Here is a 26,142-nt window from a genome sequence, read left to right as displayed (position 1 = left end):
CAATTTTCTAAATAGCTTTTTCAATAAAGATGGAGAATTTAACTCCATCTTTTATATTTAAAACTTGTATTTTCCCACTAAAACTCTCTTCAACTATAATTTTTGATAAATAAAGACCTATTCCGGTTCCTTCTTCTTTAGTTGAGAAATATGGTTCAAATATTTTTTTTAGATTCTTTTGTTTTATTCCTCCACCATTATCTATAATTTCAATTATAACCTCAGCACTTGAAGCAAAAACATTTATAGATATTTTTGGTTTATACCTATTTTTTAAAACATCAATCGAATTTGAAATAAGAGATAATATAACTTGAGAAAGTTCATTTTTTACACCAAAAACTTTTATATCCTCATAAGTTTGAAAATTTAAATCCAAATCAATATTGTGCTTTTTTAAATCTGCACTTAAAATTGTAATAGCATTTTGTATAGATTCTTTTACAGAAAAATTATCTTTTTCTTTTTCTTGTAGATAAAATTCTTTAAAATCATCTATTGTTTTTGATAAAAAAGTTAGCTGTTCGTTTGCTTGATTTATCTTCTTATCAAAAAAAAATTTGTCTAACTTTTCACTTTCAAATCTCTTTTTTAAATTTATTAGAATATATGAAATATTGTTTAAAGGTTGTCTAAATTGATGAGTTATATTTGCTATCATTTCACCTGATTTTGCAAACTTAGATTGTTGTAAAATCATTTTTTCAAACTCTTTATTTTGTTTTTTCAAATCATTATATTTATATGCTATTGAAATTGTAAAAAGCATAGCTTCAATTGCAAATACAACTAAAACTAAATCAAAATACCCCTGCTTTATATAAAAATCTTTAAAATCAAATATAAAAAGAAGTATGCAAAATACTGACCAACCAATAACATAAATTAGTGTCGGTTTAAATCCTTGTTTCAAATTAAAAATAATAGATATAAATAATATTGCATAAATTATTGTATATGGTAAATATTCAAATAAAATATAGTGATAAAAGGCTGTCAAAATAACTACATTTAATAAAAAAGTATTAAAAAATAGCTCTTTATAATTTGAAATTTTCGGTAAAAATTTACCTTCATAATAATTTATTGCAAAAATTAAAGCAAAAATCGAAGCAAAAACCAAAGATAGTTCTTGAATTAAAGAGTTTGTAATATAAATTTTACTGTATAAAATTATGTAAGCTAAAGAGAAAATTTGCATAAAGCAGTAGCTAATATAAAAAATCTCTTTTGAATAAAGATATCTTACAAATGTATAAACTATTGTCATAATCAAAATTCCAAATGTAATTCCATAAAATAGAATTGAAGTTATATCAAATTGCAATTTTATAACCTACATTTGTAAGATTATCAATAATATCTTTTGAGATTTTTATCTTTATATTTTTAACTAATGTCTTTAAAGCATCTTTTGTCATAACACTATCAAACCAAACAAAAGACTCTATCTCTTCATAAGTTACATATCGATTTTTGTTTTTGATTAAAAGCTCTAAAAATAAAACTTCTTTTGCTCTTAATTTTATAATTTCATTTTTTACAACAAAAGTCTTATTAAAAATATCAAAATATGAGTCTTCATCAAATTTTATAATATTTGAACTATCTTCTTTTAAAGAGTTTAAACAAAGCATCAAAGCTTCTTCAAAATCTTTTTCATTTACTGGTTTTATTAGATATTTCACAAGTTGTAGTTCAATAGCTTTTAAAAGATACTCTTGATTACAAAAAGCAGTTATTACTATAACTTGTGTTTTTTTATCTTTTTGTCGAATCTGCTTTATAAATTCTAAACCATTAATTTTTGGCATTTGAATATCAGTTATTATAATTTGTGGTTTATATTGTTCATATAATTGTAGAGCTTTTACGGCATTACTAGCTTCAAAAACTTTATCAAAAAAGTTTTCTAAATACTCAACACCATTTTCTCTTGCAACATCGTCATCTTCAACATATAAAACTTTTATATCTTTGTAATCTTTTAACATAAAGATATTATATCTTATATATGGTTATGCTAAAATTCGCACCTCAAAAAATAATAAAAAAGGAAAAATATGAATCTAATATCTTTACAAATAAAAACTTCAAACGATTTTGAAAAAAATCTTGAAAATCTAAAGAATTTAATAATGTCTTGTAAAGATAATTCAATAATACTAGCTCCAGAACTTGCTATTATAGGATTTGCATATGATAGAATGGATGAAGCTGCAGCTTTTTCAGAAAAAATAATAGAAGAGTTAAAAAAACTATCTGAAAATAAAGCTATTGCACTTACAACAATAATAAAAGAAAATAATAAATTTTATAATAGACTATTTATTTTTTACAAAAATAAGATTTTACATACTCAAGATAAAATAAAACTATTCCCTCTTGGAGAAGAAGATAAATATTTCACTGCTTCAAAAGAAAATAGTATAAAAATCATAGATATAAATGGTTTAAAAATTGCAACATTAATTTGTTTTGAACTTAGATTTCCAACTCTTTGGGAACAAATAAAAGGTGCTGATGTTATTTTAAATCCTGCTATGTGGGGAATAAAAAGAAAAGATCATTATGAAACTATTAGTAAATCATTAGCTTTAATTAATCAAGCTTTCGTAATTGCATCAAATAGTGCAAATTCTAATATGGGAAAAGGAAGTGCCATTATAAGTCCATTTGGAGAACTTTTAAGAAATGATAGCAAAACTATTTTAGAAGCAAAGTTTAGTAAAGAAGAGATAGAAAAAGTAAGAAGATATATCAATATTGGTTTATCATAATTTATAAGAAATACAATTATTACACAATTTTAAAATACACTCTTTGTCCATAAAATAAATAAACAGGAGAAAAAACGTGAAAATAAGGCTATTTTTACTAGTTTTACTATTTGTTTCAAATATTTTTGCAAATGAAATAGATATTAAGAACTTAACACCTGAGCAAAAAGAGAGATTAAAAGAGATTAAAAAAGAGGGAGATGCTCACGGTCTTGGATATACTTTAATGGCAATAGCTATCAAAGAATCAAAGCTTGGTGAATATATGATAAATTTAGATACAAAAGACTTTGGTTTGTATCAAATAAATATAAAATCTGCTCTAAATAGAAGTAATATGAAAGATACTGCTTGGAATAGAAATATTTTGGCTTCAAAACTTGTTTCTGATTTCAATTTTGCTACGAAAAATGCAATTGATGAATTAGCTTATTGGCAAAAATTCCATAAAAATGATTGGTCAAAAATTTGGGGAAGCTATAATGCTGGATTTAAATTTAATAGTAAAGAGGCTAGAGCTTATTCAAAAGAAATTGCTTTAATTATAGAAAAGTTAAGAAAAATTGACGTATAAATCTGAATATATATATACAACAAAGTTATAAGTAGTATTTTATACTACTTACTTATTGACAAACTTCACAAAGACCATATAATTGCATCGAATGATCAGTTATTTTAAATTTATTTGCTTTCGCAATTTTTTCTTGTCTTTTTTCAATCTCTTCATCAACAAACTCAACTATTTTTCCACATTCTGTACAAATTAAGTGATCATGATGAGATTTTATGTTACTTTCGTACTTTTTACCATCTGTTCCAAAATTTATTGAAGCAATTAAAGCTACTTCTTCTAAGAAACTCAAAGCTCTATAAACTGTAGCAATTCCAACATTTGTATCAGGATAATCTTTTTTTATTTGATTATAAATCTCTTCAGCTGTTAGATGTCCATTTGCTTGAAGTAAAATACTCAAAACAATCTCTCTTTGTTCTGTATATTTTAGACCTTTTTGCTTAACTATTTTTTTTAATTCTTCTATTATCTCATTGTAATTATCTATCATTAAATACGCCTTTAAAAAAATAAACATTTAAGTATAGCTAAAGTTTGTAAAAATTCAAATTATCGTAAAATTCTTGATATTAATTAAGTAAAATTAAATAATATTGTATTATAATAATCATTATTAATTATAAGGTCGTGCTTATGAGTGTAAACGATTTAAAAGTAAATAGAAGAGCTGAAATTACAGATATTATTTGTGATGAAATACTTAAAAACAGACTTTACTCTTTTGGAATAATAAAAGGTTCAACTATTTGTGTAACAGCTAAATCAATGGCTAAAAAAACTGTAGAAATAAAAATAAATCAATCAAAGGTAGCTCTTAGATCTTCTGAAGCATCAAAGATAAAAGTATCTTATGAAGACTAATATTATAAAAATTGCTCTTGTTGGACAACCCAATGTTGGGAAGTCAATGCTTATTAACTCTATTTCTAATTCTAAATTAAAAGTTGGAAATTTTTCAGGTGTTACGGTTGAAAAAAAAGAGGTAAGATTTAAATATAAAAATTATCAAATTCAAATCATAGATTTACCAGGAACTTATTCTTTAACAAACTATTCGATAGAAGAAAAAGTTGTAAAAAAATTCTTAGATAATGAAAAATATGACATCATATTAAATGTTCTTGATTCAACAAATTTACAAAGAAACTTATTGCTAACAAGTGAACTTCTAAATTTGAATAAAAAGATGATTTTAGCTTTAAATATGAGTGATGAAGCAGAAAAAGAGAATATATTTATAGATGAGAAAAAACTCTCAAATTATCTAAAAAAACCTTGTATAAAAGTGAGTGCAGCAAGAAAACAAGGTCTACACAAACTTTTAGATGAAATTATAAACACTTTTTCAAAAGAACAGGAATCTTTTAACCAATTTTCTGCAATTAAAACTACAACTCAAGATGAAATTTTAACTTTAAAATTTAACTTTGTAAAAAATATAACAAAAGATTGTATGAGTATAATTGAACAAAAACAGAAAACAAAAACAGAAAAAATTGATTCAATTTTAATGCATAAGTTTTTTGGCCTACCAATATTTTTGTTGTTAATGTGGAGTTTATTCCAGCTAACTTTTACACTTGGTGAAATTCCAATGGGATTTATCGAAAATATTTCAAATAGCTTAATAGAATATATAAAGAATCTTCTAGGAGAATCTCAGTTATCAAGTCTAATTGGTGATGGAGTTATTGCTGGAGTTAGTTCTGTAATACTATTTTTACCAAATATCATAATATTATTTCTTGGAATTGCTTTACTTGAAAGTACAGGGTATATGAGTAGAGTATCTTTTCTATTAGATGGAATTCTCCATAAATTTGGTCTTCATGGTAAATCTTTTATTCCTTTAGTTACTGGTTTTGGTTGTTCTGTTCCTGCATATATGGCGGCAAGAACTCTAAAAAATGAAAAAGATAGACTTCTTACACTATTTATAGTAGGATTTATGTCTTGTGGAGCTAGACTTCCTATATATGTTCTTTTTGTTGGGGCATTCTTTGAAAAAGAAAATGCTGGAAATATTTTGTTTTTAATTTATATAAGTGGAGCAATTTTAGGTCTATTTGCTGCAAAATTTTTAAGAGTTGTTGTATTTAAAGGTGCAGATGAGCCATTTGTTATGGAAATGCCAAAATATAGACTGCCTTCAACAAAATTAATATATCACGCAGTTACGAACAAAGCTTTAATGTATTTAAAGAAAGCAGGAACATTTATTCTTGCAGCATCTATTTTAATTTGGTTTATGAGTAACTATCCAAAACATTATGATATTGAAAGTAATTTTGAACAAAAAATAGAACTTACAACTTCAGAAGAAGAAAAAATAACTCTTCAAAATGAATTAAGTCTATATAATTTAGAAAATTCATATTTAGGAAAACTTGGTAAATTTAGTGAACCATTTTTTGCTCCATTAGGATTTGATTGGAGAATGGCTGTAGCACTTGAAACAGGATTAGCAGCAAAAGAGATAGTGGTTTCTACTCTAGCTATTTTATATGGTTTAGGAGAGAATAATGATGAAAACTCTACTACTTTAATAGAAAACATAAAAAACAATATTCCAAAAGAAGCTGCAATTTCATTTATAGTTTTTGTAATGATTTATATACCTTGTATAGCTGCATCAATGGTTTTTGTTAGAGAAGCTGGTGGATGGAAATATTTAGCTTATTTATTTGTTTTTACAACAACAACTGCTTGGATTATGTCTTTTATAGTTTATAATATTTCTAAAGTAGTTCTATCTCTATAGAGAACTACTTTATTTCAAAGTTATTTGAATATTCTTTATCTTTATAAATTATTTTAAAATTCCAAATACCTTTCTCTCTACCATCTAAGTATCTAAAATCATAAGCTGAACTAGATCCAGCAGGAATTACAATATCTCTTGTTCTTGTTATCTCTTGATTTGGATTTATCCATTTTAATGAAATTGTTTGATCTTCAATAGGATCAATAATTACTTCAAATTTACATAAAATAGAGTTTTCATCTTCTAAAACTAAACATTCAACTTTTGGACTATAGCTATTGTCTTCTTGTTGAATTTGCGTTTCTAAAGAGAAAAGAGTTGTTGTAAAAAAAAGAAAAACTATATATTTTAACATTTCATCTCCTTCATTGTTTTTTAATTTTATAAACTATATTCTATAAAAAAATATAAGTATTTAAAATAGATTTTAATCAAGATTTGTACTCTTCCCAAATAGGTTCTTCATCCATATTAGCTCTATTTTTTAATATTTCAAAAGGTTTATATTCCTCTTTATATCCCATAGAATGATGTTTATTTATCCAGTATCCCAAATAGATATAAGGAATATTCAAATCTTTTGCTATTTTTATTTGAGATAAAATAGAATATTTTCCTATAGATAAATAGTCATAATCATGGTCATAAAAGCAATATATAGCAGAGATAGATTTAGGAAGAACATCAACTAATGCTACGCCTATTAATTTATTATCTCTAACATACAAAAACTCTTTTGCAAACTCTGTATTGCCTTCTACATAAGATTTTATATAATCATCAACATCAATTGGATTATAAGGCCACAACTTTTTATCATGCATAAAACTATGATATTTATCATAAAGTTCCATATGATCTTTTGTTACAGTGGGGGGTCTTATATAAAGTTTAGTTTCTTTATTTTTTGATATTACTCTTTTAGCAGATTTTGAAAATTTAAAATTTTTTACATCAATTCTCATAGAAACACATTTTGTACAATTTTTACATTCTGGTACAAAATGGATTTTTCCAAATCTTCTCCAACCCCGTTCAAGTTTTTTTTGATAATCTTTGATACTACAATTATTTATAAATCTATATCTTATATCCGAAACTTCATTGTTAAAATATGAACATATACGATTTTCTTCAAAAAATTCTAAATCTTGATTTAATATATGCATTTATTCATTTATCTTGTTTTTAATCTCTAAAGCCAAGCTTGATATTTTATTTATTTTTTCATGATTACTTAAACTATCATCTAATAGATGTTTAACAAAAGCACTTCCTACAATTACACCATCAACATCTTTTGATTTCTCTTTACATGTTTTCTCATCAACACCAAAACCAATGTACAATGGTGTATTTGTAAATTCTTTAATATTCTTTATAATCTCTGATAAATCTTCACTTTTTCCACTACCTGTTATTCCAGCATAAGCAACCATATAAATAAATTTTTGTGAATTTTCAACAAGCATTTTAATTCTATCTTTAGGCGTTGTTGGCGCTACAAAAGTAATATTTGCTTTTCCATATTCTTCATATAAATCACTATACTTTTTAGCCATTTCAAATGGAAGATCTGGAATTATAGTTCCTGAAATATTATATTCTTGTGCTTTTTTTAAAAAATTTTCTATTCCATAATGATGAAAAGGATTGGCATACCCCATCCATAAAGTATCAATATCTTTTCCGATTTTAGAAGATACTTCAAATAAATCTTGAAGTTTAAAACCACTTTCTAATGCTTTTAAATTTGCTTTTTCTATAACTGGACCATCTGCAACTGGATCTGAAAATGGTACTCCCAATTCTAATATATCAACCCCACTCTCTTTTAGCTTATAAGCTAAATCTACTGTAAAATTGTTATTTGGGAATGATGACGTAATGTAAGCAACAAGTTTTTTCAAAATAAAATCCTATAATAAAATTTATTCATTCTATCCAATTCTAGTTTAAAATTTATATTTAGATATAATCTAAAATATTTTAATAATTTTTAGGATTTTAAAAATGAGTATAATTGTAAATAATTTAGAAAAAATGAATATTACAAAAATTAAACAAGCAAAAAATAAATATAAACTTACAGTAATTACTGCTTATGATGCGCTTTTTGCAAATTTATTTTCAAAAAGTGCTGATATGATTTTAGTTGGGGATAGCCTAAATATGAGCTTTGCTGGTAAAAAAGATACATTAAGTGCATCTTTGGAGCAAATGATTTATCACACAAATGCAGTTTGTAATGGAGCAAAAGATTCCTTTGTAATAACAGATATGCCATTTGGAACTTACATAAATAAAGATGAAGCTTTAAGAAACTGTGCAAAAATTTATCAAGAAACAAATGCCAGTGCTGTAAAAATTGAAGGTGGAGAAGATAGAGCTGATATTATAAAACACCTAACATCTAACTCTATTGCTGTTATGGGACATATTGGTCTTATGCCACAGTATGTAAGAAGTGAAGGCGGATATAAAGTAAGAGGAAAAACTTTAGAAGATGAAGAACAACTAATTCGTGATGCAATTGCTGTTGAAAAAGCTGGTGCATTTGCTATTGTGGTTGAAGGTGTTATGAGTGAAGTTGCAAAAAAAATAACACAAGCGGTAAATATTCCAACAATTGGAATTGGAGCAGGAAATCAAACAAATGGTCAAGTTTTAGTTTGGTCTGATATGTTAGGATTTTTTGAAGAGTTTAAACCAAAATTTGTAAGACACTACTTAAATGGTGCTTCTTTAGTAAAAAATGCAGTTGAGCAATACAGAATTGATGTTCAAACACAAAATTTCCCAAATAAAGAAGAAGAGTATTAATGCAAAGATTAGTGGAAGTTGAACAAATCTCTTTTGAAGAAGAGAGTAATGAACAAAGTCTAAGACCTTCTTCTTGGGAAGATTATATAGGTCAAGAAAAAATCAAAAAAAATTTAAGAGTGTTTATAGATGCTTCGAAAAAAAGAGGTGAAGCCCTAGATCATATTCTATTTTATGGACCTCCAGGACTTGGTAAAACTACCCTTTCATATTTAATTTCAAATGAAATGAAAACAAATATAAAAGTAACAGCTGGTCCAATGATAGAAAAAAGCGGTGACTTAGCAGCAATTTTGACAAATCTTGAAGAAGGCGATATCTTATTTATTGATGAAATTCATCGTCTTTCAGCAGCCGTAGAAGAGATACTTTATCCTGCTATGGAAGATTATAGATTAGATATTATAATAGGCTCTGGACCTGCTGCTCAAACTGTAAAAATAGATCTTCCAAGATTTACTTTAATTGGAGCAACAACTAGAGCTGGAATGCTTTCAAATCCTTTAAGAGAAAGATTTGGAATGCATTTTAGAATGCAATTTTATACAGAAGAAGAGTTAGCAAAAATCATCCAAAAAGCATCTTTAAAATTAGGTATTAAAAGTCTAGATGATGCTGCATTAGAAATGTCAAGAAGAAGCAGAGGAACGCCTAGAGTTGCATTAAGGCTTTTAAGAAGAGTTAGAGATTTCTCACAAGTTGCAAATGACAAAGAGATAAATTTAACAAGATGTAAATATGCTTTAGATGAATTAGGTATAAATGAAAATGGTTTTGATGAGATGGATATAAATCTTCTAGAACTACTTATATCAAATAGAGGAAAACCTATGGGATTATCAACTATTGCAGCAGCACTAAGTGAAGATGAAGGAACTATTGAAGATGCAATAGAGCCTTATTTACTTGCTAATGGTTACATAGAAAGAACAGCTAGAGGAAGAGTTGCTAGTATTAAATCCTATGAAATGTTTAGACTAACTCCACCAAAACAAAAATTTGATGATGAACAAGGAAGCCTATTTTGAAACCTACATATTTTTTAATTGCACTCGCTTTAGTTTTGCTATTCTTCATAGTTGAACTATTTAATCCTTTTTTAAAAGCATTAATTGTTTCTGTTTTACTTACAATTTCAACTAGTTCTTTGACTACAAAACTTGAAAAAAATATAAAAAATAGAATCTTATCAACAACTATAATAACTTTAGGAATGACTGCACTATTTTTCATTCCTATTTTGTATTGTATTTTTTCATTTGCAACATTTTTCAATCAGTTTGATCAAAACCTTCTAATTTCAAATTTAAACCAAATAAAAAATACAGCTCATGGAATAATTATTGAATTTCCATTCTTAAATGATTTTTTCAAAAATTTTATTTCAAAAATTGATATAGGAAAAGGTGTTCAAGAAGCTGTAGCAATTAGCACATTTTTAGGTAAAAATTCTGCAAAATTTGTTATTGATATGATTATGATTTTAGTATTTTTCTTCTTTTTTACATTGTATTCAACACAAATTGCAAAATTCTCAAAAGAGCTATTGCCTATGAAAAATGAAGATTCTACAATACTTTTTAATGAATCTTCAAGTGTAATGAGTGTTGTCTTTTACTCTATTTTAGTAACTGCAATTTTTCAAGGTTTCTTATTTGGATTCTTTTTGAAATTTTTTGGTTATGATTCACTTTTATTTGGAGTTTTATATGGTTTTGCTTCTTTAATTCCTGTAATTGGTGGAGCAATTATGTGGCTTCCTATAGCGATTTATGAAGCAACTACTGGTTCTGTTACAAATGCATTGGTTATTGCTATTTATTCTATTGTAGTAATCTCTTTAATAGCAGATACTTTCATAAAACCACTTATAATAAATTATATAAATAAAAAAGTAATAAAAAGCCCTACAAAAATAAACTCTTTATTAATTTTCTTCTCAATAGTAGCTGGACTTTCAACATTTGGTTTTTGGGGAATGATTATAGGACCTGCATTAGTAAGTTTATTTATTTCTATTATGTATTTATTAAAAAAATATTCTGTCGATTTAAACTAAATTATAATTTTGAGTAAATTAAATATTTTAGAAGCAATTAATTGCTTCTAAAATTTAATTATTTGGATTGTTATCACTATTTTCTGTAACATCTTCTTTAGAATCCTCTAAAGAGTCTACATCTGTTTTATCTTTTGCTTTTTCTTCTACATCTTTACTCAAAGCTTCTGTATGTAAATCTTCATCTTCAAAAATAGTTCCACCATTCTCTTTGATAATTTCTCTTACTCTTTCACCAGTTATTACTTCTATTTCAAGAAGTTCAGCTGTCATTTGCTCAATTGCACTTCTATTTTCTTTTAATGAATTAAGTACGATACTATATCTTTCATTTAAAGTATTCTTAACATGATCATCTAAATCTTTAGCCATTGCATCAGAAAAATCTTTTTGTGTTTGTCCACCTAAAAATTGGTTAGTTCGTCTTTCTAGAACCATTAGTCCAGCTATATCACTCATTCCATAAACAGTTGCCATAGATTTTATAATATTTGTCGCTCTTTCTAAGTCGTTTCCAGCTCCTGTACTAATCTCTCCAATAAATACCTCTTCTGCAGCACGACCACCAAGAAGTACATCAACTTCTGCTAATAACTCATGTTTTTGCATTAAGTATTTATTCTCTTCAGGTGTGTTAAGTGTATATCCAAGAGCAGCTAATCCTCTTGGAACAATAGATACTTTATTTACTTTTTTAGCACCTTTTGTAATTTCTGCCATAACAGCATGCCCACTTTCGTGATATGCAACAATTTTTCTCTCTTTTGGAGATATTCTTCTAGATTTTTTCTCTAAACCTGCTATTTGTCTCTCTACCGCTTCTTTAAAATCACTTGCTTCAACTTGATTTTTATTTGCTCTTCCAGCAAGAAGTGCTGCTTCATTTATAATATTTGCTAAATCAGCTCCAGCAAGACCTGCTGTCATTTTAGCAACTTCTTTTAAATCTACATCTTTTGCTATTTTTACATCTTTAATATGAACATTTAAAATTTCAATTCTACCTTCATAATCAGGTTTATCAACTAAAACTTGTCTGTCAAATCTTCCTGGTCTTAAAAGTGCAGGATCTAAAACTTCTGGTCTATTCGTAGCCGCTAGGACTATTACAGGTGCAGTTTCAGTAGAAAAACCATCCATTTCTGCTAAAAGTTGATTTAGAGTTTGTTCTCTTTCGTCATTTCCACCCATTGGTCCACCACTAGCTCTACTTTTACCAATTGCATCAATTTCGTCTATAAAAATGATAGCGGGAGCTACTTTTTTAGCTTGTTCAAATAAATCTCTAACTCTAGATGCTCCAACTCCAACAAACATTTCAATAAATGCTGAACCTGAAACAGATAAAAATTGAACATCTGCTTCACCTGCTACTGCTTTTGCAAGTAAAGTTTTACCTGTACCTGGAGGTCCTACTAGTAATACACCTTTTGGAATCTGAGCTCCTAATCTAACATATCTATCTGGAGCTTTTAAGAAATCAACAACTTCTTGAACTTCTTCTTTTGCCTCCTTATTTCCGGCCATATCATCAAATTTTACATTTGGTTTCTCAGAATTTATCATTTTTTTAGACGAACCAATTCCAAGAATTCCTCCTGAACCACCACCCATAGATTTTTGCATTCTTTTAACCAAAAACATCCAAATAGCAAAAAATAAAAATATTGGTAAAACCCATCCAAAAAGAATATCAGATAAAAGATTTTCTTCGTTTATTCCTCCATATCCAATACCATTTTTCTCTAACTCAGGAATTAGTGTATCATCAGGAATAACTCTTCTTGCTGTATAAGTTATATTCTGTCCTGCTTCACCTTTACTCAAAGCTCTAACTTGAGTGCTACCAATACCTACATACTCAACTTTTCCACTAGATATTAATTTTTTTAATTCAGAATAAGGAATTGTTCTATTTGAACTTGTACCTGATATTGTTTGTCCATTAGCACCCATATTAGTAACTTGTTCTTCAGGGAAGATTGCTTTAAAAGCAAAAATCGTTACCATTGAGAATAAAACAAATACTAATAGTGGATTGTTATTAAAAAAATTGTTACCATTATTATTTGAATTTTTATTATCATTTTGTTGTGGTTTATTTATCAATTTGACCCCTTAATATTTTTAAATATCATAGTTACCCACTCATTTTTGTGAATAATCTTTAACTCTTCTAAATCACTAAATTTATTTAACACTCTCTTCTCATGTTTCTCTAAAATACCAGAAAGTATTAAAATACCTCCCTCTTTAGTAGCATTTTTCAAATCATTAGCAATCATTACTAAAACATCAGCAATAATATTTGCAACAACTACATCATATTTTTTTTCTGCTTTATTTACAGAACCAACCCATGAATAATGAATTTTTTCGCTATTTAAGTTAAAATTTGACATTGTACTTTCAATACAAATTTCATCTGTATCGCAAACATCAACAATCGCACCTTTTTTTGCTGCAGCTATTGCTAAAATACCACTTCCAGTTCCTACATCTAGTAAATTGTCATTTTTATTTACGAACTCATCAATAGCAAGCAAGCAAGATGATGTTGTTTCATGATGTCCAGACCCAAAAGCAAGTGCTGGATCTATTAAAAGATTTATTTTTTCTTTTTTTTCTTCTATCCAAGATGGTCTTACATAAAAGTTACCAACTTCAACTGCTTGAATTGAGTCTTGATATTTTTTAATCCAATCAATACTCTCTTTTTTTTCATAATTTATTTTGCATTTTGCATTTAAAGCTTTTGAAAATTTATTTAAAGGTTCAAGAAAATCTTCAAGTTCATCTTCACTTCTGATAGTTATTACACCTTCATTTTCTTCGATTGCATCCTCAGTTAAAGATTCAAGCAAATCTAAAAAAAGTTCGTAATGATTTTCTGGTTTGACAGATAATTCAAAATAGTATTCAGACAAATATTACCTTCTTTATTTAATAATTTTTATTTACTTATAAAAAGTGTAATATTTTATCCAAATAACTTTTGAGTTTAATTAAAAGAAGCTTTCTATTAAGTCTCTCATAATTTTTGTATCACTAATGCCATTTACTAAATCTCTAAATTCATTTGCACCAGTATAGCCTTTTGAGTAGGCATGAAGAAGTTTTCTAAAGATTACTGCACCATAATCTCCATGAAATTCAAGCATTTTGTCATAGTGTTCAAGAATAATCTCTTTTTTAATAGAATTATCTATGTCTTCTAATTCATGTTTTAATTGATAAAAAACCCAAGGTTTTCCAATAGCACCTCGTCCTATCATAACACCATCAGCATTAGTGTACTGTAAAACCTCTTTTGCTTTTTTGTAATCCTTAATATCACCATTTGCAATAACTGGAATAGAAACAGCTTCTTTCATCTGTTTTATAGCATCATAATCAACAGGAGCCTTATATTTTCCTGCTCTTGTTCTTCCATGAACAGATACAAAATCAACTCCACAAGCTTCTACTACTTTTCCAATTTCAACTGGGATTTTTTCATTTACACCAAGTCTTACTTTAGCACTTGTATAATCTTTTTTTGAATATTTTTTGATAGTACTTAATATCTCTTCAAGTTTTTTTAAATCACCAAGTAAGTTAGAACCGCTACCGTGATTAAAAACTTTTGGAGCTGGACAACCACAGTTTAAATCTATTCCATCAATACCTTCAACATCGTTTAGTATCTCAACAGCAGCTTTTACTAAATCAACACTATTTCCAGCTATTTGCACAAAATATGGATCTTCTGTTGGAGATTTTTCTATCATTTTAAGTGTTCTTTCACTTTTATAAACTAAAGCATTTGAACTAATCATTTCTGATATTGTAAGATCTGCTCCAAATTTTTTAACAACACTTCTAAATGGTAAATCTGTGTATCCTGCTAGTGGTGCAAGCACTACTAAGGGCTTGCTAAAATCTAATTTTTTTTTCATTATTTATACGACAAACTTTCTAAATTATAATGTTTTCCACAATCTTTTAAATCTACTAAAGCCTTAAATGAAACATACTCGTTTTCATTTGTATTAGCTAAAAATTCTCTTAACTTATCTATCATCTCAAATTCACTTAATACAAATAAATAAGCTGTTGTTGCCTCTTCATTTTGATTTGAAAGTTTTTCAAAAAGATCAATTATCTTATCTGGATTTAGTGTTGATTTATAATTTTTTGCCATCTCTAGATAATCATCTTTTGTTAATTTAACATTTTTAACAATATCTATAATCTCACTATTTTCAAAACCAAATTCACTATTTTCTCTATCTTTTTCAAACAATTTAGAAACTAGTTCTTTATCAAAATTTACATTTTTATAAACTTTTTTAATTGTAGTCATACTTTTTTCAGATAGTACTTTCAAAAATGCTTGTTTCACTGTATCAAAATCATAATTTTCAGATTTTTTTACAACATCAAGTGCAAAATCAACTTGTTCATTTATTTTATTAAGTAAATTTTGTTTACCTAAAGTAGAACTTTCTTGAACTTTTATACTCTTTTCACTTACATATTTTCCATCTTTTATACTTTGAATAGAACTTACAATTTTATTTAATTCTTCATTTGATGAACTAAAAATTTCCCTTGAAGGTTTAATTTCTAACTGATTTAAAACATTTGACAATTCTTTAAATCTTTTCGTTCTAAAATTACTTTTGTTTTCTTTTTCTAAAAGTTTTGATTCAATCAAAGAAAAAAGTGCGTCCATATCATAATCAAGTGCTTTTAATTTAAAATATTTTACAAGTCCATAAAAAATTATGTGTAAATATGTAACAAAAGCCAATAAAGCCAAAGGCATTACAACCCAAATAGCAATAGGAAGAGTTAAAGAGTAATCAAACATAGAAAAAGTGTACTCTCCAAACTCTAGACTATGTGTAAATCCAAACACCAAAATTATTAAAAGTATTGATGTGATAATATAATTCTTAAGACCCATTCTCTTTCCTTTGTTAAAAAGTTATTTTTACAGTTTTCGATTATACAAAAATGTTCATAAATTATTTATGATATGGATGATTGTTTATAATAGCTAATGACCTAAATATCTGTTCACTCAAAACCAAAGTAGCAACTTTATGTGCAAAAGTTAAATTACTTAATGAAATAGTAGTATCACATTTGTCTAAAAACTCTCTTTGAAAACCATATGCACCACCAATAAAAAAATTTACCTCATTTTTATCTTCTAATAACTTAGAAAAAGCAAAACTATCTACACTTTTACCTAACACATCAAGAGCTATATTATAACCTTTTAAATATGGTAAATAAGTTTTTGTATAAATCTCTTTTGATTCGTTTTCACCAATAGTTTGAGCTTTTGCTATATCTTTATTAAATATATAAAAAACTTCAACTTTTGCGTATTTACTTGACATTTTAATAAACTCTTTTATAAGTTTATCAAAGCTATCAGTTGAAGGCTTTACAATAGAATATATGTTAATCTTCATTTAAAATTGCACTTCCAACTGTATTAAAATGAACATTTTCTATAACATCATCAACTCTTACACCACCAATAGCGCAAACTGGATGTTTAGATATTTTTGCAAGATAAGGTAACTTGTCTTCTAAGATATTTGATATATCTTTTGTATTTGTAGGTCTGTAAGCTCCTAAACCTATCATATCTATTTCCAAGCTATTTGCTTCTAATATTTCTATTTCATTATGTGTAGAAAGACCTAAAAGTTTATCTTTTATTTTTGCTCTTAAAAGCTTTACAGCAATTTTTTTATCAGTGTGAACTTTTGAAAAATCTTCTTGCCCTAAATGCAGTCCATCTGCATAATCTATCAGCTCGATTTTATCATTTATTATTATTGGGATATTTAAATTTTTTCTTAAAAAATCTAAATTTTGTTTTTGAATATCTAAATCTGAAATCTTATCTCTATATTGTAAAATTTTTACATCATATTTCTTTAAAATTTCTAAAAATTTATTAAGAGATATATCTCTTTTCAAAAGAGATTCATAGTCGCATAAAACATATAAGTAATTAAAAGCTTTTAGGTTAAACCCTAAAGCTTTTTCTAAATTTGAAGACATCTTAAGATATTTTTTCTTCATTTTTAAATATAGTAAGTAAATCTGTAAGAGTTTTTTTCATTTCTCTTCTATTTACAACCATATCAATAGAACCTTTTTCTAATAAAAATTCCGCTCTTTGAAATCCTTCAGGTAAATCAGCACCTATAGTTTGTTTAATTACTCTCTGACCAGCAAATCCAATTAAAGCTCCTGGTTCAGCCATGATAATATCACCTAAAAATGCAAAAGAAGCAGAAACTCCACCCATAGTAGGATCTGTTAAAATAGAGATATATGGTAATTTGTGACTATCTAGTTTTTTTAATGCTGCACTAGTTTTTGCCATTTGCATCAAAGAAAAAGTTGACTCTTGCATTCTAGCTCCACCAGAAGCAGATACAATAATAAGAGGTTCTCTTTTAGCAATAGCCCTATTTACAGCTCGTACAATTTTTTCACCTTCAACACTACCTAGACTTCCACCCATAAAAGCAAAATCAAAAACAACCAATTGAACAGGAATAGAATTAATAGTACACTCACCACTAATTACACTAGATACTCTTCCCGTTTTCTCATAACCCTCTTCCACTCTTTTTTTGTATGAAAGTTTATCAACAAATTTTAAAGGATCATTAGGTTTTAAATTTGCATCAAACTCAACAAAACTTCCTTCATCACTTAGAATTTCTATTCTTCTTTTTGCCCCAACTCTCATATGAAAACTACATTTGGGGCAAACATTATCTTGATTTTCAACCTCTTTAAAAAACATTAAAGCATTACAATCAGGACATTTAACCCAGTGACTTGGTGCATCTTTTTTTGTTGCTTGTTCTTTATTTTTATTATCAAATGAAATTTTGCTAAATAGGTTTCTTAAATCCATACTATTCTCCTTTTAAATTAGTTCCCAAACAGAGAAAGGGAACATAAAGTTATATTTTTAAAGATTTAAAATCCTTAAAAATAATAAAACTTAGATATTTTTAAATTTATCCAATTCATCTAATTTTTCCCATGGATAGTCAGGTTGACCAACTTGTCCACGTGCTGCAACATCAGCATATAAAAATGTAGTTGAACTTGGTTTATCTAAATTAAATTTATTAGTAATCCATTTTGGTGTTAATGGGAAATTTTCCATTACAAATTGAGATAGCACATCATCATTATGTTTAGTAAATGTTCCCATAGTATCAACTGCAACTGAAGTCGGTCTAGCTACTCCAATAGCATAAGATATTTGAACAATAGCTTTTTTAGCAAGTCCAGATGCAACGATATGTTTTGCAATCCATCTTGCTGCATAAAGGCCACTTCTATCAACTTTAGTATAATCTTTACTGCTTTGAGCTCCACCACCAATTGGTGCATATCCTCCAAAGCTATCAACAATTAGCTTTCTTCCCGTTAACCCACTGTCATGAAGTGATGAATGGTTTACATATCTTCCTGTTGGATTAATATGAATAATTGTACTATTTTTATCATACAATTTACTTGGAAGTCCTGCATTATCAATTAAATCTTGAATAATAGCTCTTACTTCATCTATTTTTAAACCTTCTACTGATGGAGCTGAAACTACAATTGTATGAATCTTTCTAGGAAGACAATTTTCAAAGTTTTCTTTTGTTTCATAATCAATTGTAACTTGAGTTTTAATATCAACCCCAAATTTATCTTTATTATTTAAAGCATATTGATAAACTTTATCACAAAGTCTTCTTGCATATACAATTGCTGCAGGCATAAATTCAGCTGCTTCATTTGAAGCAAATCCAAACATAATTCCTTGATCTCCTGCTCCAATTTCTCCAGTTTCTTGATCAACTCCTTGAGAAATATCTGGACTTTGTTGATTTAATAAAACTTGAACTTGTACATCATCAGGATGAAGTGCTTGCTCTTTTGTAAAAGCACTTTTACCATCATATCCAATTTTTGCTAGTGCATCTTTTACTAAATTTTCATAATCATGAAAACTTAATTTTGCATTTGATTTTACTTCACCACCAATAACAACATGCTTTCCAGCTACAAAAACTTCACTAGCTACTCTACTATTACTATCTTCAATTATTAATTTATCAACTATACTATCAGCAATAATATCAGCACATTTATCAGGGTGACCAGGGCTTACAACTTCACTTGTAAACAGATATTGAGTTTTTTTCATTTTGTTTTCCATCCTTTGTTTTCCACAAGCTATTGCTTGAGTTGTTTTCCATTCTTTGTTTTCCATTTTTCTTTTTTAAAAAATATAAGAAATTAAAATAAGATATAAAGAAATCAATTTTCCCAAGTAGGGAAAAAAGTTTTTTATTTTAACTAAATTTTACTTTAGAATTATAAGATTATTCAACAGTTACAGATTTTGCAAGATTTCTTGGCATATCTACATCATTTTTAAGTCTAATTGATATTTCCATAGATAATAATTGAAGAGCAATTAGCATTTCAAAAAATTCTAGCATATAGTGGTTTGCATCATTTATTTTTATAAAATCATCTGCCAATTCAAAATCTAGTGATGATATTGCACAAATTGTACTATCTCTTGCACTTAATTCTTCTACATTTGATTTGATTTTATCATAAAGCATATTTTTTGGCATTAATGCAATTGTAAATAGTTCTGGATCAGCTAAGGCTATTGGTCCATGTTTCATCTCACCTGCAGGATAACCTTCTGCATGTAAGTATGAAATCTCTTTTAACTTTAATGCTCCTTCTAAAGCTAATGGATAAAATACATCTCTTCCTATAAAGAAGAATCCATGTCCATGAAGATATCTTTTTGATAATCTTTTTGCTTTTTCATGAATATTCTCATAAACTTTTAGAGCAAGTGGAACTTCTCTTAAAGTATTTATCTCTTCTTGAAGTTTTGAAGAAGATATTGTACTTCTTTGTTTTGCAAAATATAAACTTAACATCCAAAGAACTACTGTTTGAGTTGAAAATGCTTTAGTTGAAGCAACACCTTTTTCTATTCCTGCACGCGTTAAAATTGTATAATCAGCTACTCTTGTCATTGAAGAGTTATCAACATTACAAATTACTAAAGTCTTAAGTCCAGCACTTTTCGCCATTTTTAAAGCTTCTAGGGTATCTGCTGTTTCTCCACTTTGAGATATTACAATAAATAAAGTATCTGTAGTTAAAAGTGGTTCTTTATATCTAAATTCACTTGCAACTTCAATACTACATTTTATTTTAGATAATCTTTCAAATAGATATGAAGATGTAAGTCCTGCATGATAAGATGTTCCACAAGCACAAATTTTAATTTCATTAATTCCATCTAAAATAGAAGGATCAATTTCATCGAAATTTATTTCGCTATCTTTTATTCTTCCTAGCATACTATCACTAACAACAACACTTTGCTCATAAATCTCTTTTTCCATAAAGAATCTATATCCCTCTTTTTGAGCATACTGTTTTGAAGTTGGAAGTTTTGACCAAGTTACATCATCAGAGAAAAATTCAATATTCTCTTTACTTGCAACTCCACCTACTCTATCATCAAGGTAAACAACATCACTAGATAATCCTATTAGTGCTGAATCTGAAGATGCAAAAAGAACCTCATCTGGTTCAATACCCTTTCCTACAATCATAGGACTTCCAAGTTTATAAAAATATATTTTTTCTGGTTCATCTTTTGTGATTAATAGTATTGCAAAAGCACCTTCAAGTCTTTTAATAGTTTCTTTAAAAGATTTTTTTGCATCTTTTAATTTATTATTATAGTGTTCAAACAGGTGAACTATAACTTCAGTATCAGTTTGAGAAACAAATTTATGTCCAAGAGATATTAATTCATCTTTTAATTCTTTATAATTTTCAATTATTCCATTATGAACAACATATGAATATTCTCCTAAGTGTGGGTGAGCATTTACTTCTGTTGGTTTACCATGAGTTGCCCATCTTGTATGACCAATTCCTAGATTGTAGTTCTCTTTTTTAGATTTATTTACTTTTTCTTCAAGGTTTACAAGTTTTCCAACTGCTTTAAAAACATCTATTCCATTTTTTTGATTTAAAACAGCAATTCCAGCACTATCATAACCTCTATATTCAAGCTCTTTTAATCCATCTAATAAAATTTTACAAGTATCATACTTACCTATATATCCAACAATTCCACACATAAAAAATTCCTTGTTCTTTAAAAAGTATATTATTCTAACAAAAAATGACTAAATATCTAATTTAGCTAAAAGCTCATCATGTATTTTACCGTTTGTAGCAGCAAGATATTTATCATTAAACATATCAAACTCCTCTTTAGATAAATTTGATATTTTACCACCAGCTTCACTCAAAATTATAATTCCAGCTGCAACATCCCAAGGTTTTAAATTCATCTCATAATATCCATCAAAAACACCTCGTGCAACCATACATAAATCAATTGAAGCTGATCCTAATCTTCGCAAGTCTTGACATGAAGGCAAAATATTTTCAACTTTTTTTATAACGTCTTTTAAATCTTCTTTATTTTCACTACTACTATATGGAAATCCAGTAGCTAATAAAGATTTTTGTAAATCATTTTCTAAACTTACAAATATTCTATTTCCATTCAAATAAGAGCCTTTGCCTTTTTTTGCAAAATATAACTCATCTAAAATTGGATTATAAACTATACCTATATATGGTTTTTTATCTTTATAAATACCAACTGAAATTGCAGTATGAGGAACACCATTTACAAAATTTGTTGTCCCATCAATTGGATCTATAATAATTGAATTACCAAACTCTACTTTACTATTATCAGACTCTTCTGCGATAATATTAAAATCTTTAAAATGTTTTGTAAATGCTTTTTTAAGATATTCTTCAACAGCAATATCATATTTTGTTACTAAATCTTTTTTCGCTTTAAAAGTCACATCTTTATTTGAATAAAAACCTTTTCTTAGAATTTTTCCAGCTTTTTTAATAATCTTTATTAATTTCTTTTTCACCACATATCCTATATTTTTTTCTAATTGTATCTAAAATGATTTTTTTTGGCTATAAAATAAAAAAAGCACCCCAAAAAATGAGATGCTTTAAAATTAAGTAAAATAAATCCGTTCCCTAATAACCTCAAGTAATAGATAACTCTGTTCCTGTGATATGAAATTATATAAAATAAATGTAATAAAAATGTAATATTTTTTTATTTTTTTCAGATTTTAAATATATATTTAAAAATGTTTTGTTTATTTTCATATAAAATTTCATATTTAATATCATACTTAATACAAATATTACTAACCATATAAAGTCCTAAACCAAGACCTCTTTTAGCATCATCTTCTCTATAGTTTTTGCTAAAAATCATATCTCTATTTTTTATTTTATTACTAAAAGTTCTAAATTCTAAAATAGCTTCATTTTTATTTTTTATTAAAAACACATCTATTGTTTTATCTTTAAATCCATATTTTATTGCATTTGAAAGATTATTATCTATTATTCTTTCTAATTCTATTTCATTCATATTTACATATATTTCATCTTCAATCTTAGCTTCTATTTTTTTAAAATTAACCTTACTTATAGTAGCAAAAAATTTTATTCTATCTTTTATTGTTTGAGATAAATTTATATTTTTTGGTTTATAAGAAATAGAATTAGAAGTAATTAGATATGCCAAATCTTCATATGAATTTGAAAGCATATTAATAGATGCATCAATTTGCTCTATAAAAACATTCATACTTTCATCTTTTTGAAATTTTTTTATCATTTCTCCATTCATCATAATGTTTGTAAGTGGAGTTCTTATTTGATGTACAGTATCCGCAATAAATCTCTTATTTTCTTCTAAAAGATTACTATTTAATACTAATTCATTTGTAAAATTATCATATAAAATATTATACTTTGTAGCAATTCTTGATAATTCATTATTATAATTTATAAGTTCTTTATCTACTTTTTTTGACTCTTTTATACTTTTCAAAATACTTTCAATTGGTCTTGTAAATCTATTTTGAATAAATGTAAAAACCAATAAAAGTATGAAAAAAATTACAAATAAAGAACCAATAAATAAATTCTTTATTCCTTCCATAAACTCTATTCTATCACTCAAATCTATTTCTAGTTCAATTACAACATTTTCAAATCCCAAGATTTCTAACATATTTTTATCAAAAATTGGTGTTGTTATTGTCAAAATGTTATTATTTAATTTTTCAGATTGTATGAAATTTATTCCAGAATTCATAATGTCATTTTTTGCAAGTTCTCCTCTTTTTATTATTTCCAATGACTTATAATATTCTTCTTTATTAATATTTTCTAATTTTCTCAACATATCATAATAAGAAAACCCATCTTTATTTTTAAATACTCTATAAACTTTTACATTACTATTTGATTGGAGATTTTGAACTAAAAAAGACATTGAGGTACTACTTAACTGAGTATTTATAAATGATAATTCTAAGAAATTCTTTTGTGCAATAGAAGCATAAGCATACAATCTGTATTCTAAACTAACAGGATCGCTATTTATAAAATTTGAAAAATATATATTACCATCTAAACTTTTTTCTAAAAGAAGTTTTGCATCACTTATATTTTTTAAATCTAAATTTAAATCTTTGATATAAGTAGTTTTATAAATTGTATAAGAATCATCTATTAAATATAAATCAAAATCATAATTTTTTAAATCATATTTTACTTTTAAAACATTTTTTAAAGCAGATAAATTTAGATTTTTATCTTTCTTCAATAATTCTAAAGCATCTTTAGAAATATTATAAAATAACTCTTTTCCTTCTTGAAATTCTAAATTTTTATTTTGAATAGAATTTGAAATTGCTTTTTTATGAAGCCTTACTTCACTATTTACAAAATTTTTCAAGTCTTTCTCATATTGTTTCTTATAAGAAATATAATTTAAACTTAAAACAAAAAATAAAATTGTAGATAAAAAAAGTAAAAAAAGATATAGCTGGTACCTTAGCTTCATTGTTTAAATCTTTTTTGTTTCGAACCTATAACCAATTCCCGCATCGGAGAATATGAATTTTTCACCATTTTCAAAATATTTTCGTAAACCATTTACAAGTTGCCTTAGTGGGTAAGACTCTTTTATCTCATTTTCCCAAACATAATTCTCTAAAGTTTGTGTTGAAACCGTCTTATTTACATTTTCTAACAAGATTGATAAAAGCCTTTTCTCTTTTTTTCTAAGCCTTTTTACTTCACCATCAATAAAAAGTTCTTCGGAACTTGTATCATAAGATATATTCTCTGAAATTATAATAATCTTCTGATTATTATAACTTTGACAAATTTTATCAATTTTTATTTCTAGCTCTTCTAAATAAAATGGTTTTTTAATATATTCATCACAGCCATCTTTATATGCTACTTTTAAATTTTCTAACTCTAAAGAAGCAGTTATTATTATAACAGGTGTTTTTAAATCTCTTTGTCTAATATATTTTAAAATTTCTAAACCAGATATTTTAGGAATATTTATATCTATAATAAACAAATTATAAAAGTTTTTATCTATATATTCCAAAGCATCTTCGCCATCTTCAACAGATGTCGTCTCATGCCCTTTATATTTTAAAAAATTTGTAATAGTGGTATTTAATTGAATATCATCTTCTATAATTAAAATTTTCATGTTATATTATACTCAATGGATGTAAAAAAAATGTAAATTTTTATTTACCATTTTACATTTTTATTTTTCTATTTTATATAAACTATATACTTTAAGCCTAAACTGCTAATATTTGTTTAATGAAAAATTTTGTAAAACTTGAAAATAGCCAAATTAGTTTTGGTGATTGTAGTAATTGTGAAGCTCATTGTTGTAAGGGTTCTTTTGGTTCTATATTTTCTCAGATTCTAAAAGATGAATTTGAAAATGTCTATGAAAACTTTCCTATTTTATTTATTTTTGGTAACTTAGGATTTATAAAACCTGTCATATTACTTTCAAATGGCTTTGATTCTTGTCCATATTTAAAAAATAATCTTTGCTCCATTTATAATAATCGTCCAAATGTTTGTAAAATTTATCCTCTAAGCCCAAATATTGATAATAAAATATATTTAGATATCTCTTGTCCTGAGATTTCTAAAGGTAAAAATAATCTAAATTTAGAGAGTAATATATTTAAAAACTATCAAAATAAATATATAAAAACTCATCTTGAATTTGAAAAACTTGAATTAAAAGATTTTGAGAAGATTTTATCTATAAAAAATATGAATTTTTACAAATATATAGGAGATAAAAAATCCAAATATTTAGATTTTCATAGACTTTCACTTTTAAAGCTAAAAGATTTCATAAACTAGCTAAATAAAAAAGTGCTCAAAAGATTTCTAAATATACGTAAAAAATTCAATTTAAAAGAATTTTATTAATACTATCTTTTTCAAATATAATCAATTCGTTTGATAGTTTCAAAATAATTTTATTATAAAAAAATTCTGTGTTTCTTAAAAAATTAAATACTAGCCTAGTTACTAATTCTGTATTTGTTGAAGAATAACTCTCTGAATCAATTAGAAGAATATTTTCATCAAATTTTTTATATGATTCAAACTTATCTATCTTCTTATTAATTGATTTTATTATCTGAGAAGAAACTATTTCTTCAAAATTTGTATAAAGAGGTCCAAAATCTATCTTGTGAGAAAAAATTGTTTTATCATTTTCATTTAAAGATCTAGTTATTTCAACACCTACTTTTTTTGAACTAGTTGATAAAATAAAATCTGGACCTTCTATCTTTTCTACTTTTATATCAACATTATCACCAAAAAGTATTTTTTTATAGTACTTTAAAAGTAATCTGATTAAATCATACTCTATTTCAATATTTTTAGACTGTCCCAATATATAACCTAATAATGATTAATTCTAAATTTTAACAGAATAAGTAATCAAATTAAAATTTCATTAATCACTATGTACACCTTTCAATATCATTTAAAAGATTGTAACCATTATTTACACAAAAATATATTAATACATCTTTTAATTTTTTAAACTCTTGGCTTAATTAGAAAAATAGGTTTGGTTAAAAATAAA

At 26.3% G+C, this 26,142-nt stretch carries 27 protein-coding genes; 8 read left to right on the top strand and 19 right to left on the bottom strand.

The window, feature by feature from the left end; translation table 11 throughout:
- Positions 1 to 7 precede the first annotated feature (7 nt).
- Positions 8 to 1,327 (bottom strand): sensor histidine kinase, encoded by a 1,320-nt coding sequence (locus tag ACBT_RS04010; RefSeq protein ID WP_024774837.1) that lies wholly within the window; start codon positions 1,325 to 1,327, stop codon positions 8 to 10.
- Positions 1,317 to 1,994, bottom strand: a complete 678-nt coding sequence (locus tag ACBT_RS04005) for a response regulator transcription factor (protein ID WP_024774836.1) — start codon at positions 1,992 to 1,994, stop codon at positions 1,317 to 1,319. Before ACBT_RS04005 ends, ACBT_RS04010 begins: the two co-directional genes overlap by 11 nt.
- 69 nt (positions 1,995 to 2,063) lie before the next feature.
- Between ACBT_RS04005 and ACBT_RS04000 the strand changes: the two genes are divergently transcribed.
- Both ACBT_RS04000 and ACBT_RS03995 read left to right on the top strand, forming a co-directional pair.
- Positions 2,064 to 2,780 (top strand): carbon-nitrogen hydrolase family protein, encoded by a 717-nt coding sequence (locus ACBT_RS04000; RefSeq protein WP_024774835.1) that lies wholly within the window; start codon positions 2,064 to 2,066, stop codon positions 2,778 to 2,780.
- Positions 2,781 to 2,856: 76 nt separating this feature from the next.
- Complete coding sequence (locus tag ACBT_RS03995) at positions 2,857 to 3,354, top strand: transglycosylase SLT domain-containing protein (protein ID WP_024774834.1); 498 nt, start codon at positions 2,857 to 2,859, stop codon at positions 3,352 to 3,354.
- 52 nt (positions 3,355 to 3,406) lie between these two features.
- Here the strand turns inward: ACBT_RS03995 and ACBT_RS03990 are convergent, their stop codons facing one another.
- Positions 3,407 to 3,847, bottom strand: a complete 441-nt coding sequence (locus tag ACBT_RS03990) for a Fur family transcriptional regulator (RefSeq protein WP_024774833.1) — start codon at positions 3,845 to 3,847, stop codon at positions 3,407 to 3,409.
- 143 nt (positions 3,848 to 3,990) lie between these two features.
- Between ACBT_RS03990 and ACBT_RS03985 the strand changes: the two genes are divergently transcribed.
- Positions 3,991 to 4,218: a FeoA family protein gene (locus ACBT_RS03985; protein ID WP_024774832.1), complete on the top strand. Its 228-nt coding sequence runs from the start codon at positions 3,991 to 3,993 to the stop codon at positions 4,216 to 4,218.
- Positions 4,208 to 6,118 carry a ferrous iron transport protein B gene (gene feoB / locus ACBT_RS03980; protein WP_024774831.1) on the top strand — a complete coding sequence of 637 codons (1,911 nt, stop codon included), beginning with the start codon at positions 4,208 to 4,210 and terminating at the stop codon, positions 6,116 to 6,118. Before ACBT_RS03985 ends, feoB begins: the two co-directional genes overlap by 11 nt.
- Before the next feature lie 4 nt (positions 6,119 to 6,122).
- Here feoB and ACBT_RS03975 read toward each other — a convergent pair whose 3' ends face one another.
- The 3 genes from ACBT_RS03975 to trpA form a co-directional block, all read right to left on the bottom strand.
- Positions 6,123 to 6,476: a hypothetical protein gene (locus ACBT_RS03975; protein WP_024774830.1), complete on the bottom strand. Its 354-nt coding sequence runs from the start codon at positions 6,474 to 6,476 to the stop codon at positions 6,123 to 6,125.
- Positions 6,477 to 6,552: 76 nt separating this feature from the next.
- Positions 6,553 to 7,290: an arginyltransferase gene (locus ACBT_RS03970; RefSeq protein ID WP_024774829.1), complete on the bottom strand. Its 738-nt coding sequence runs from the start codon at positions 7,288 to 7,290 to the stop codon at positions 6,553 to 6,555.
- Positions 7,291 to 8,031, bottom strand: a complete 741-nt coding sequence (gene trpA, locus ACBT_RS03965) for a tryptophan synthase subunit alpha (RefSeq protein ID WP_024774828.1) — start codon at positions 8,029 to 8,031, stop codon at positions 7,291 to 7,293. It abuts the gene before it with no gap.
- 103 nt (positions 8,032 to 8,134) lie between these two features.
- Between trpA and panB the strand changes: the two genes are divergently transcribed.
- Genes panB through ACBT_RS03950 form a run of 3 tightly spaced genes read left to right on the top strand, consistent with a single transcriptional unit; the run spans position 8,135 to position 11,003 of the window.
- The gene (gene panB / locus ACBT_RS03960; protein WP_024774827.1) at positions 8,135 to 8,944 is read left to right on the top strand and encodes a 3-methyl-2-oxobutanoate hydroxymethyltransferase; all 810 of its coding nucleotides are present in this window, start codon (positions 8,135 to 8,137) and stop codon (positions 8,942 to 8,944) included.
- On the top strand, positions 8,944 to 9,972 hold the full coding sequence (gene ruvB / locus ACBT_RS03955; RefSeq protein ID WP_024774826.1) for a Holliday junction branch migration DNA helicase RuvB: 1,029 nt from the start codon (positions 8,944 to 8,946) through the stop codon (positions 9,970 to 9,972). The genes panB and ruvB overlap by 1 nt, the downstream gene beginning before the upstream one ends.
- Positions 9,969 to 11,003: an AI-2E family transporter gene (locus tag ACBT_RS03950; RefSeq protein WP_051429940.1), complete on the top strand. Its 1,035-nt coding sequence runs from the start codon at positions 9,969 to 9,971 to the stop codon at positions 11,001 to 11,003. The genes ruvB and ACBT_RS03950 overlap by 4 nt, the downstream gene beginning before the upstream one ends.
- Before the next feature lie 54 nt (positions 11,004 to 11,057).
- Here ACBT_RS03950 and ftsH read toward each other — a convergent pair whose 3' ends face one another.
- The 12 genes from ftsH to ACBT_RS03890 form a co-directional block, all read right to left on the bottom strand.
- Complete coding sequence (gene ftsH, locus ACBT_RS03945; protein ID WP_024774824.1) at positions 11,058 to 13,112, bottom strand: ATP-dependent zinc metalloprotease FtsH; 2,055 nt, start codon at positions 13,110 to 13,112, stop codon at positions 11,058 to 11,060.
- Positions 13,109 to 13,930 (bottom strand): 50S ribosomal protein L11 methyltransferase, encoded by an 822-nt coding sequence (locus tag ACBT_RS03940; protein ID WP_024774823.1) that lies wholly within the window; start codon positions 13,928 to 13,930, stop codon positions 13,109 to 13,111. Before ACBT_RS03940 ends, ftsH begins: the two co-directional genes overlap by 4 nt.
- A gap of 78 nt (positions 13,931 to 14,008) precedes the next feature.
- Complete coding sequence (locus ACBT_RS03935) at positions 14,009 to 14,941, bottom strand: tRNA dihydrouridine synthase (RefSeq protein ID WP_024774822.1); 933 nt, start codon at positions 14,939 to 14,941, stop codon at positions 14,009 to 14,011.
- Positions 14,941 to 15,954: a hypothetical protein gene (locus tag ACBT_RS03930; RefSeq protein WP_024774821.1), complete on the bottom strand. Its 1,014-nt coding sequence runs from the start codon at positions 15,952 to 15,954 to the stop codon at positions 14,941 to 14,943. Before ACBT_RS03930 ends, ACBT_RS03935 begins: the two co-directional genes overlap by 1 nt.
- Before the next feature lie 61 nt (positions 15,955 to 16,015).
- Complete coding sequence (locus ACBT_RS03925) at positions 16,016 to 16,471, bottom strand: 23S rRNA (pseudouridine(1915)-N(3))-methyltransferase RlmH (RefSeq protein WP_024774820.1); 456 nt, start codon at positions 16,469 to 16,471, stop codon at positions 16,016 to 16,018.
- Positions 16,461 to 17,072: a thiamine phosphate synthase gene (locus ACBT_RS03920; protein ID WP_024774819.1), complete on the bottom strand. Its 612-nt coding sequence runs from the start codon at positions 17,070 to 17,072 to the stop codon at positions 16,461 to 16,463. The genes ACBT_RS03925 and ACBT_RS03920 overlap by 11 nt, the downstream gene beginning before the upstream one ends.
- A 1-nt stretch (position 17,073) precedes the next feature.
- The gene (gene accD / locus ACBT_RS03915) at positions 17,074 to 17,943 is read right to left on the bottom strand and encodes an acetyl-CoA carboxylase, carboxyltransferase subunit beta (protein ID WP_024774818.1); all 870 of its coding nucleotides are present in this window, start codon (positions 17,941 to 17,943) and stop codon (positions 17,074 to 17,076) included.
- A 90-nt stretch (positions 17,944 to 18,033) separates the two neighbouring features.
- Entirely contained in the window at positions 18,034 to 19,239 is a 1,206-nt protein-coding gene (gene metK / locus ACBT_RS03910; protein WP_034218496.1) for a methionine adenosyltransferase, read from the bottom strand.
- A 178-nt stretch (positions 19,240 to 19,417) separates the two neighbouring features.
- Positions 19,418 to 21,223: a glutamine--fructose-6-phosphate transaminase (isomerizing) gene (gene glmS, locus ACBT_RS03905; protein WP_024774816.1), complete on the bottom strand. Its 1,806-nt coding sequence runs from the start codon at positions 21,221 to 21,223 to the stop codon at positions 19,418 to 19,420.
- A gap of 48 nt (positions 21,224 to 21,271) precedes the next feature.
- Complete coding sequence (locus ACBT_RS03900) at positions 21,272 to 22,045, bottom strand: inositol monophosphatase family protein (RefSeq protein ID WP_024774815.1); 774 nt, start codon at positions 22,043 to 22,045, stop codon at positions 21,272 to 21,274.
- Positions 22,046 to 22,251: 206 nt separating this feature from the next.
- Positions 22,252 to 24,051 carry a sensor histidine kinase gene (locus tag ACBT_RS03895; RefSeq protein ID WP_024774814.1) on the bottom strand — a complete coding sequence of 600 codons (1,800 nt, stop codon included), beginning with the start codon at positions 24,049 to 24,051 and terminating at the stop codon, positions 22,252 to 22,254.
- Between the two features lie 3 nt (positions 24,052 to 24,054).
- Positions 24,055 to 24,720: a response regulator transcription factor gene (locus ACBT_RS03890; protein WP_024774813.1), complete on the bottom strand. Its 666-nt coding sequence runs from the start codon at positions 24,718 to 24,720 to the stop codon at positions 24,055 to 24,057.
- Between the two features lie 119 nt (positions 24,721 to 24,839).
- Here ACBT_RS03890 and ACBT_RS03885 point away from each other — a divergent pair, with 119 nt between their 5' ends.
- Positions 24,840 to 25,403 carry a YkgJ family cysteine cluster protein gene (locus ACBT_RS03885; protein ID WP_024774812.1) on the top strand — a complete coding sequence of 188 codons (564 nt, stop codon included), beginning with the start codon at positions 24,840 to 24,842 and terminating at the stop codon, positions 25,401 to 25,403.
- Positions 25,404 to 25,449: 46 nt separating this feature from the next.
- Here ACBT_RS03885 and ACBT_RS03880 read toward each other — a convergent pair whose 3' ends face one another.
- Entirely contained in the window at positions 25,450 to 25,947 is a 498-nt protein-coding gene (locus ACBT_RS03880) for a hypothetical protein (RefSeq protein WP_024774811.1), read from the bottom strand.
- Between the last annotated feature and the right edge of the window lie 195 nt (positions 25,948 to 26,142).

Source organism: Aliarcobacter cibarius (assembly GCF_013372265.1).
Classification (GTDB): Bacteria; Campylobacterota; Campylobacteria; order Campylobacterales; family Arcobacteraceae; genus Aliarcobacter; species Aliarcobacter cibarius.
The sequence above is the reverse complement of the archived record's forward strand: the minus strand, read 5'-3'. Positions and strand labels throughout refer to the sequence as shown.

Coding starts and splice junctions, on each gene's coding strand:
- ACBT_RS03975 (WP_024774830.1), bottom strand. CDS start 6,476: ATGTTAAAATATATAGTTTTTCTTTTTTTTACAACAACTCTTTTCTCT.
- ACBT_RS03895 (WP_024774814.1), bottom strand. CDS start 24,051: ATGAAGCTAAGGTACCAGCTATATCTTTTTTTACTTTTTTTATCTACA.
- ACBT_RS03990 (WP_024774833.1), bottom strand. CDS start 3,847: ATGATAGATAATTACAATGAGATAATAGAAGAATTAAAAAAAATAGTT.
- ACBT_RS03925 (WP_024774820.1), bottom strand. CDS start 16,471: ATGAAGATTAACATATATTCTATTGTAAAGCCTTCAACTGATAGCTTT.
- ACBT_RS03935 (WP_024774822.1), bottom strand. CDS start 14,941: ATGAAAAAAAAATTAGATTTTAGCAAGCCCTTAGTAGTGCTTGCACCA.
- metK (WP_034218496.1), bottom strand. CDS start 19,239: ATGAAAAAAACTCAATATCTGTTTACAAGTGAAGTTGTAAGCCCTGGT.
- ACBT_RS03930 (WP_024774821.1), bottom strand. CDS start 15,954: ATGGGTCTTAAGAATTATATTATCACATCAATACTTTTAATAATTTTG.
- ACBT_RS03885 (WP_024774812.1), top strand. CDS start 24,840: ATGAAAAATTTTGTAAAACTTGAAAATAGCCAAATTAGTTTTGGTGAT.
- ACBT_RS03920 (WP_024774819.1), bottom strand. CDS start 17,072: ATGTCTTCAAATTTAGAAAAAGCTTTAGGGTTTAACCTAAAAGCTTTT.
- ACBT_RS03985 (WP_024774832.1), top strand. CDS start 3,991: ATGAGTGTAAACGATTTAAAAGTAAATAGAAGAGCTGAAATTACAGAT.
- feoB (WP_024774831.1), top strand. CDS start 4,208: ATGAAGACTAATATTATAAAAATTGCTCTTGTTGGACAACCCAATGTT.
- ACBT_RS04000 (WP_024774835.1), top strand. CDS start 2,064: ATGAATCTAATATCTTTACAAATAAAAACTTCAAACGATTTTGAAAAA.
- ACBT_RS03890 (WP_024774813.1), bottom strand. CDS start 24,720: ATGAAAATTTTAATTATAGAAGATGATATTCAATTAAATACCACTATT.
- ruvB (WP_024774826.1), top strand. CDS start 8,944: ATGCAAAGATTAGTGGAAGTTGAACAAATCTCTTTTGAAGAAGAGAGT.
- glmS (WP_024774816.1), bottom strand. CDS start 21,223: ATGTGTGGAATTGTTGGATATATAGGTAAGTATGATACTTGTAAAATT.
- panB (WP_024774827.1), top strand. CDS start 8,135: ATGAGTATAATTGTAAATAATTTAGAAAAAATGAATATTACAAAAATT.
- accD (WP_024774818.1), bottom strand. CDS start 17,943: ATGGATTTAAGAAACCTATTTAGCAAAATTTCATTTGATAATAAAAAT.
- ACBT_RS03970 (WP_024774829.1), bottom strand. CDS start 7,290: ATGCATATATTAAATCAAGATTTAGAATTTTTTGAAGAAAATCGTATA.
- ACBT_RS04005 (WP_024774836.1), bottom strand. CDS start 1,994: ATGTTAAAAGATTACAAAGATATAAAAGTTTTATATGTTGAAGATGAC.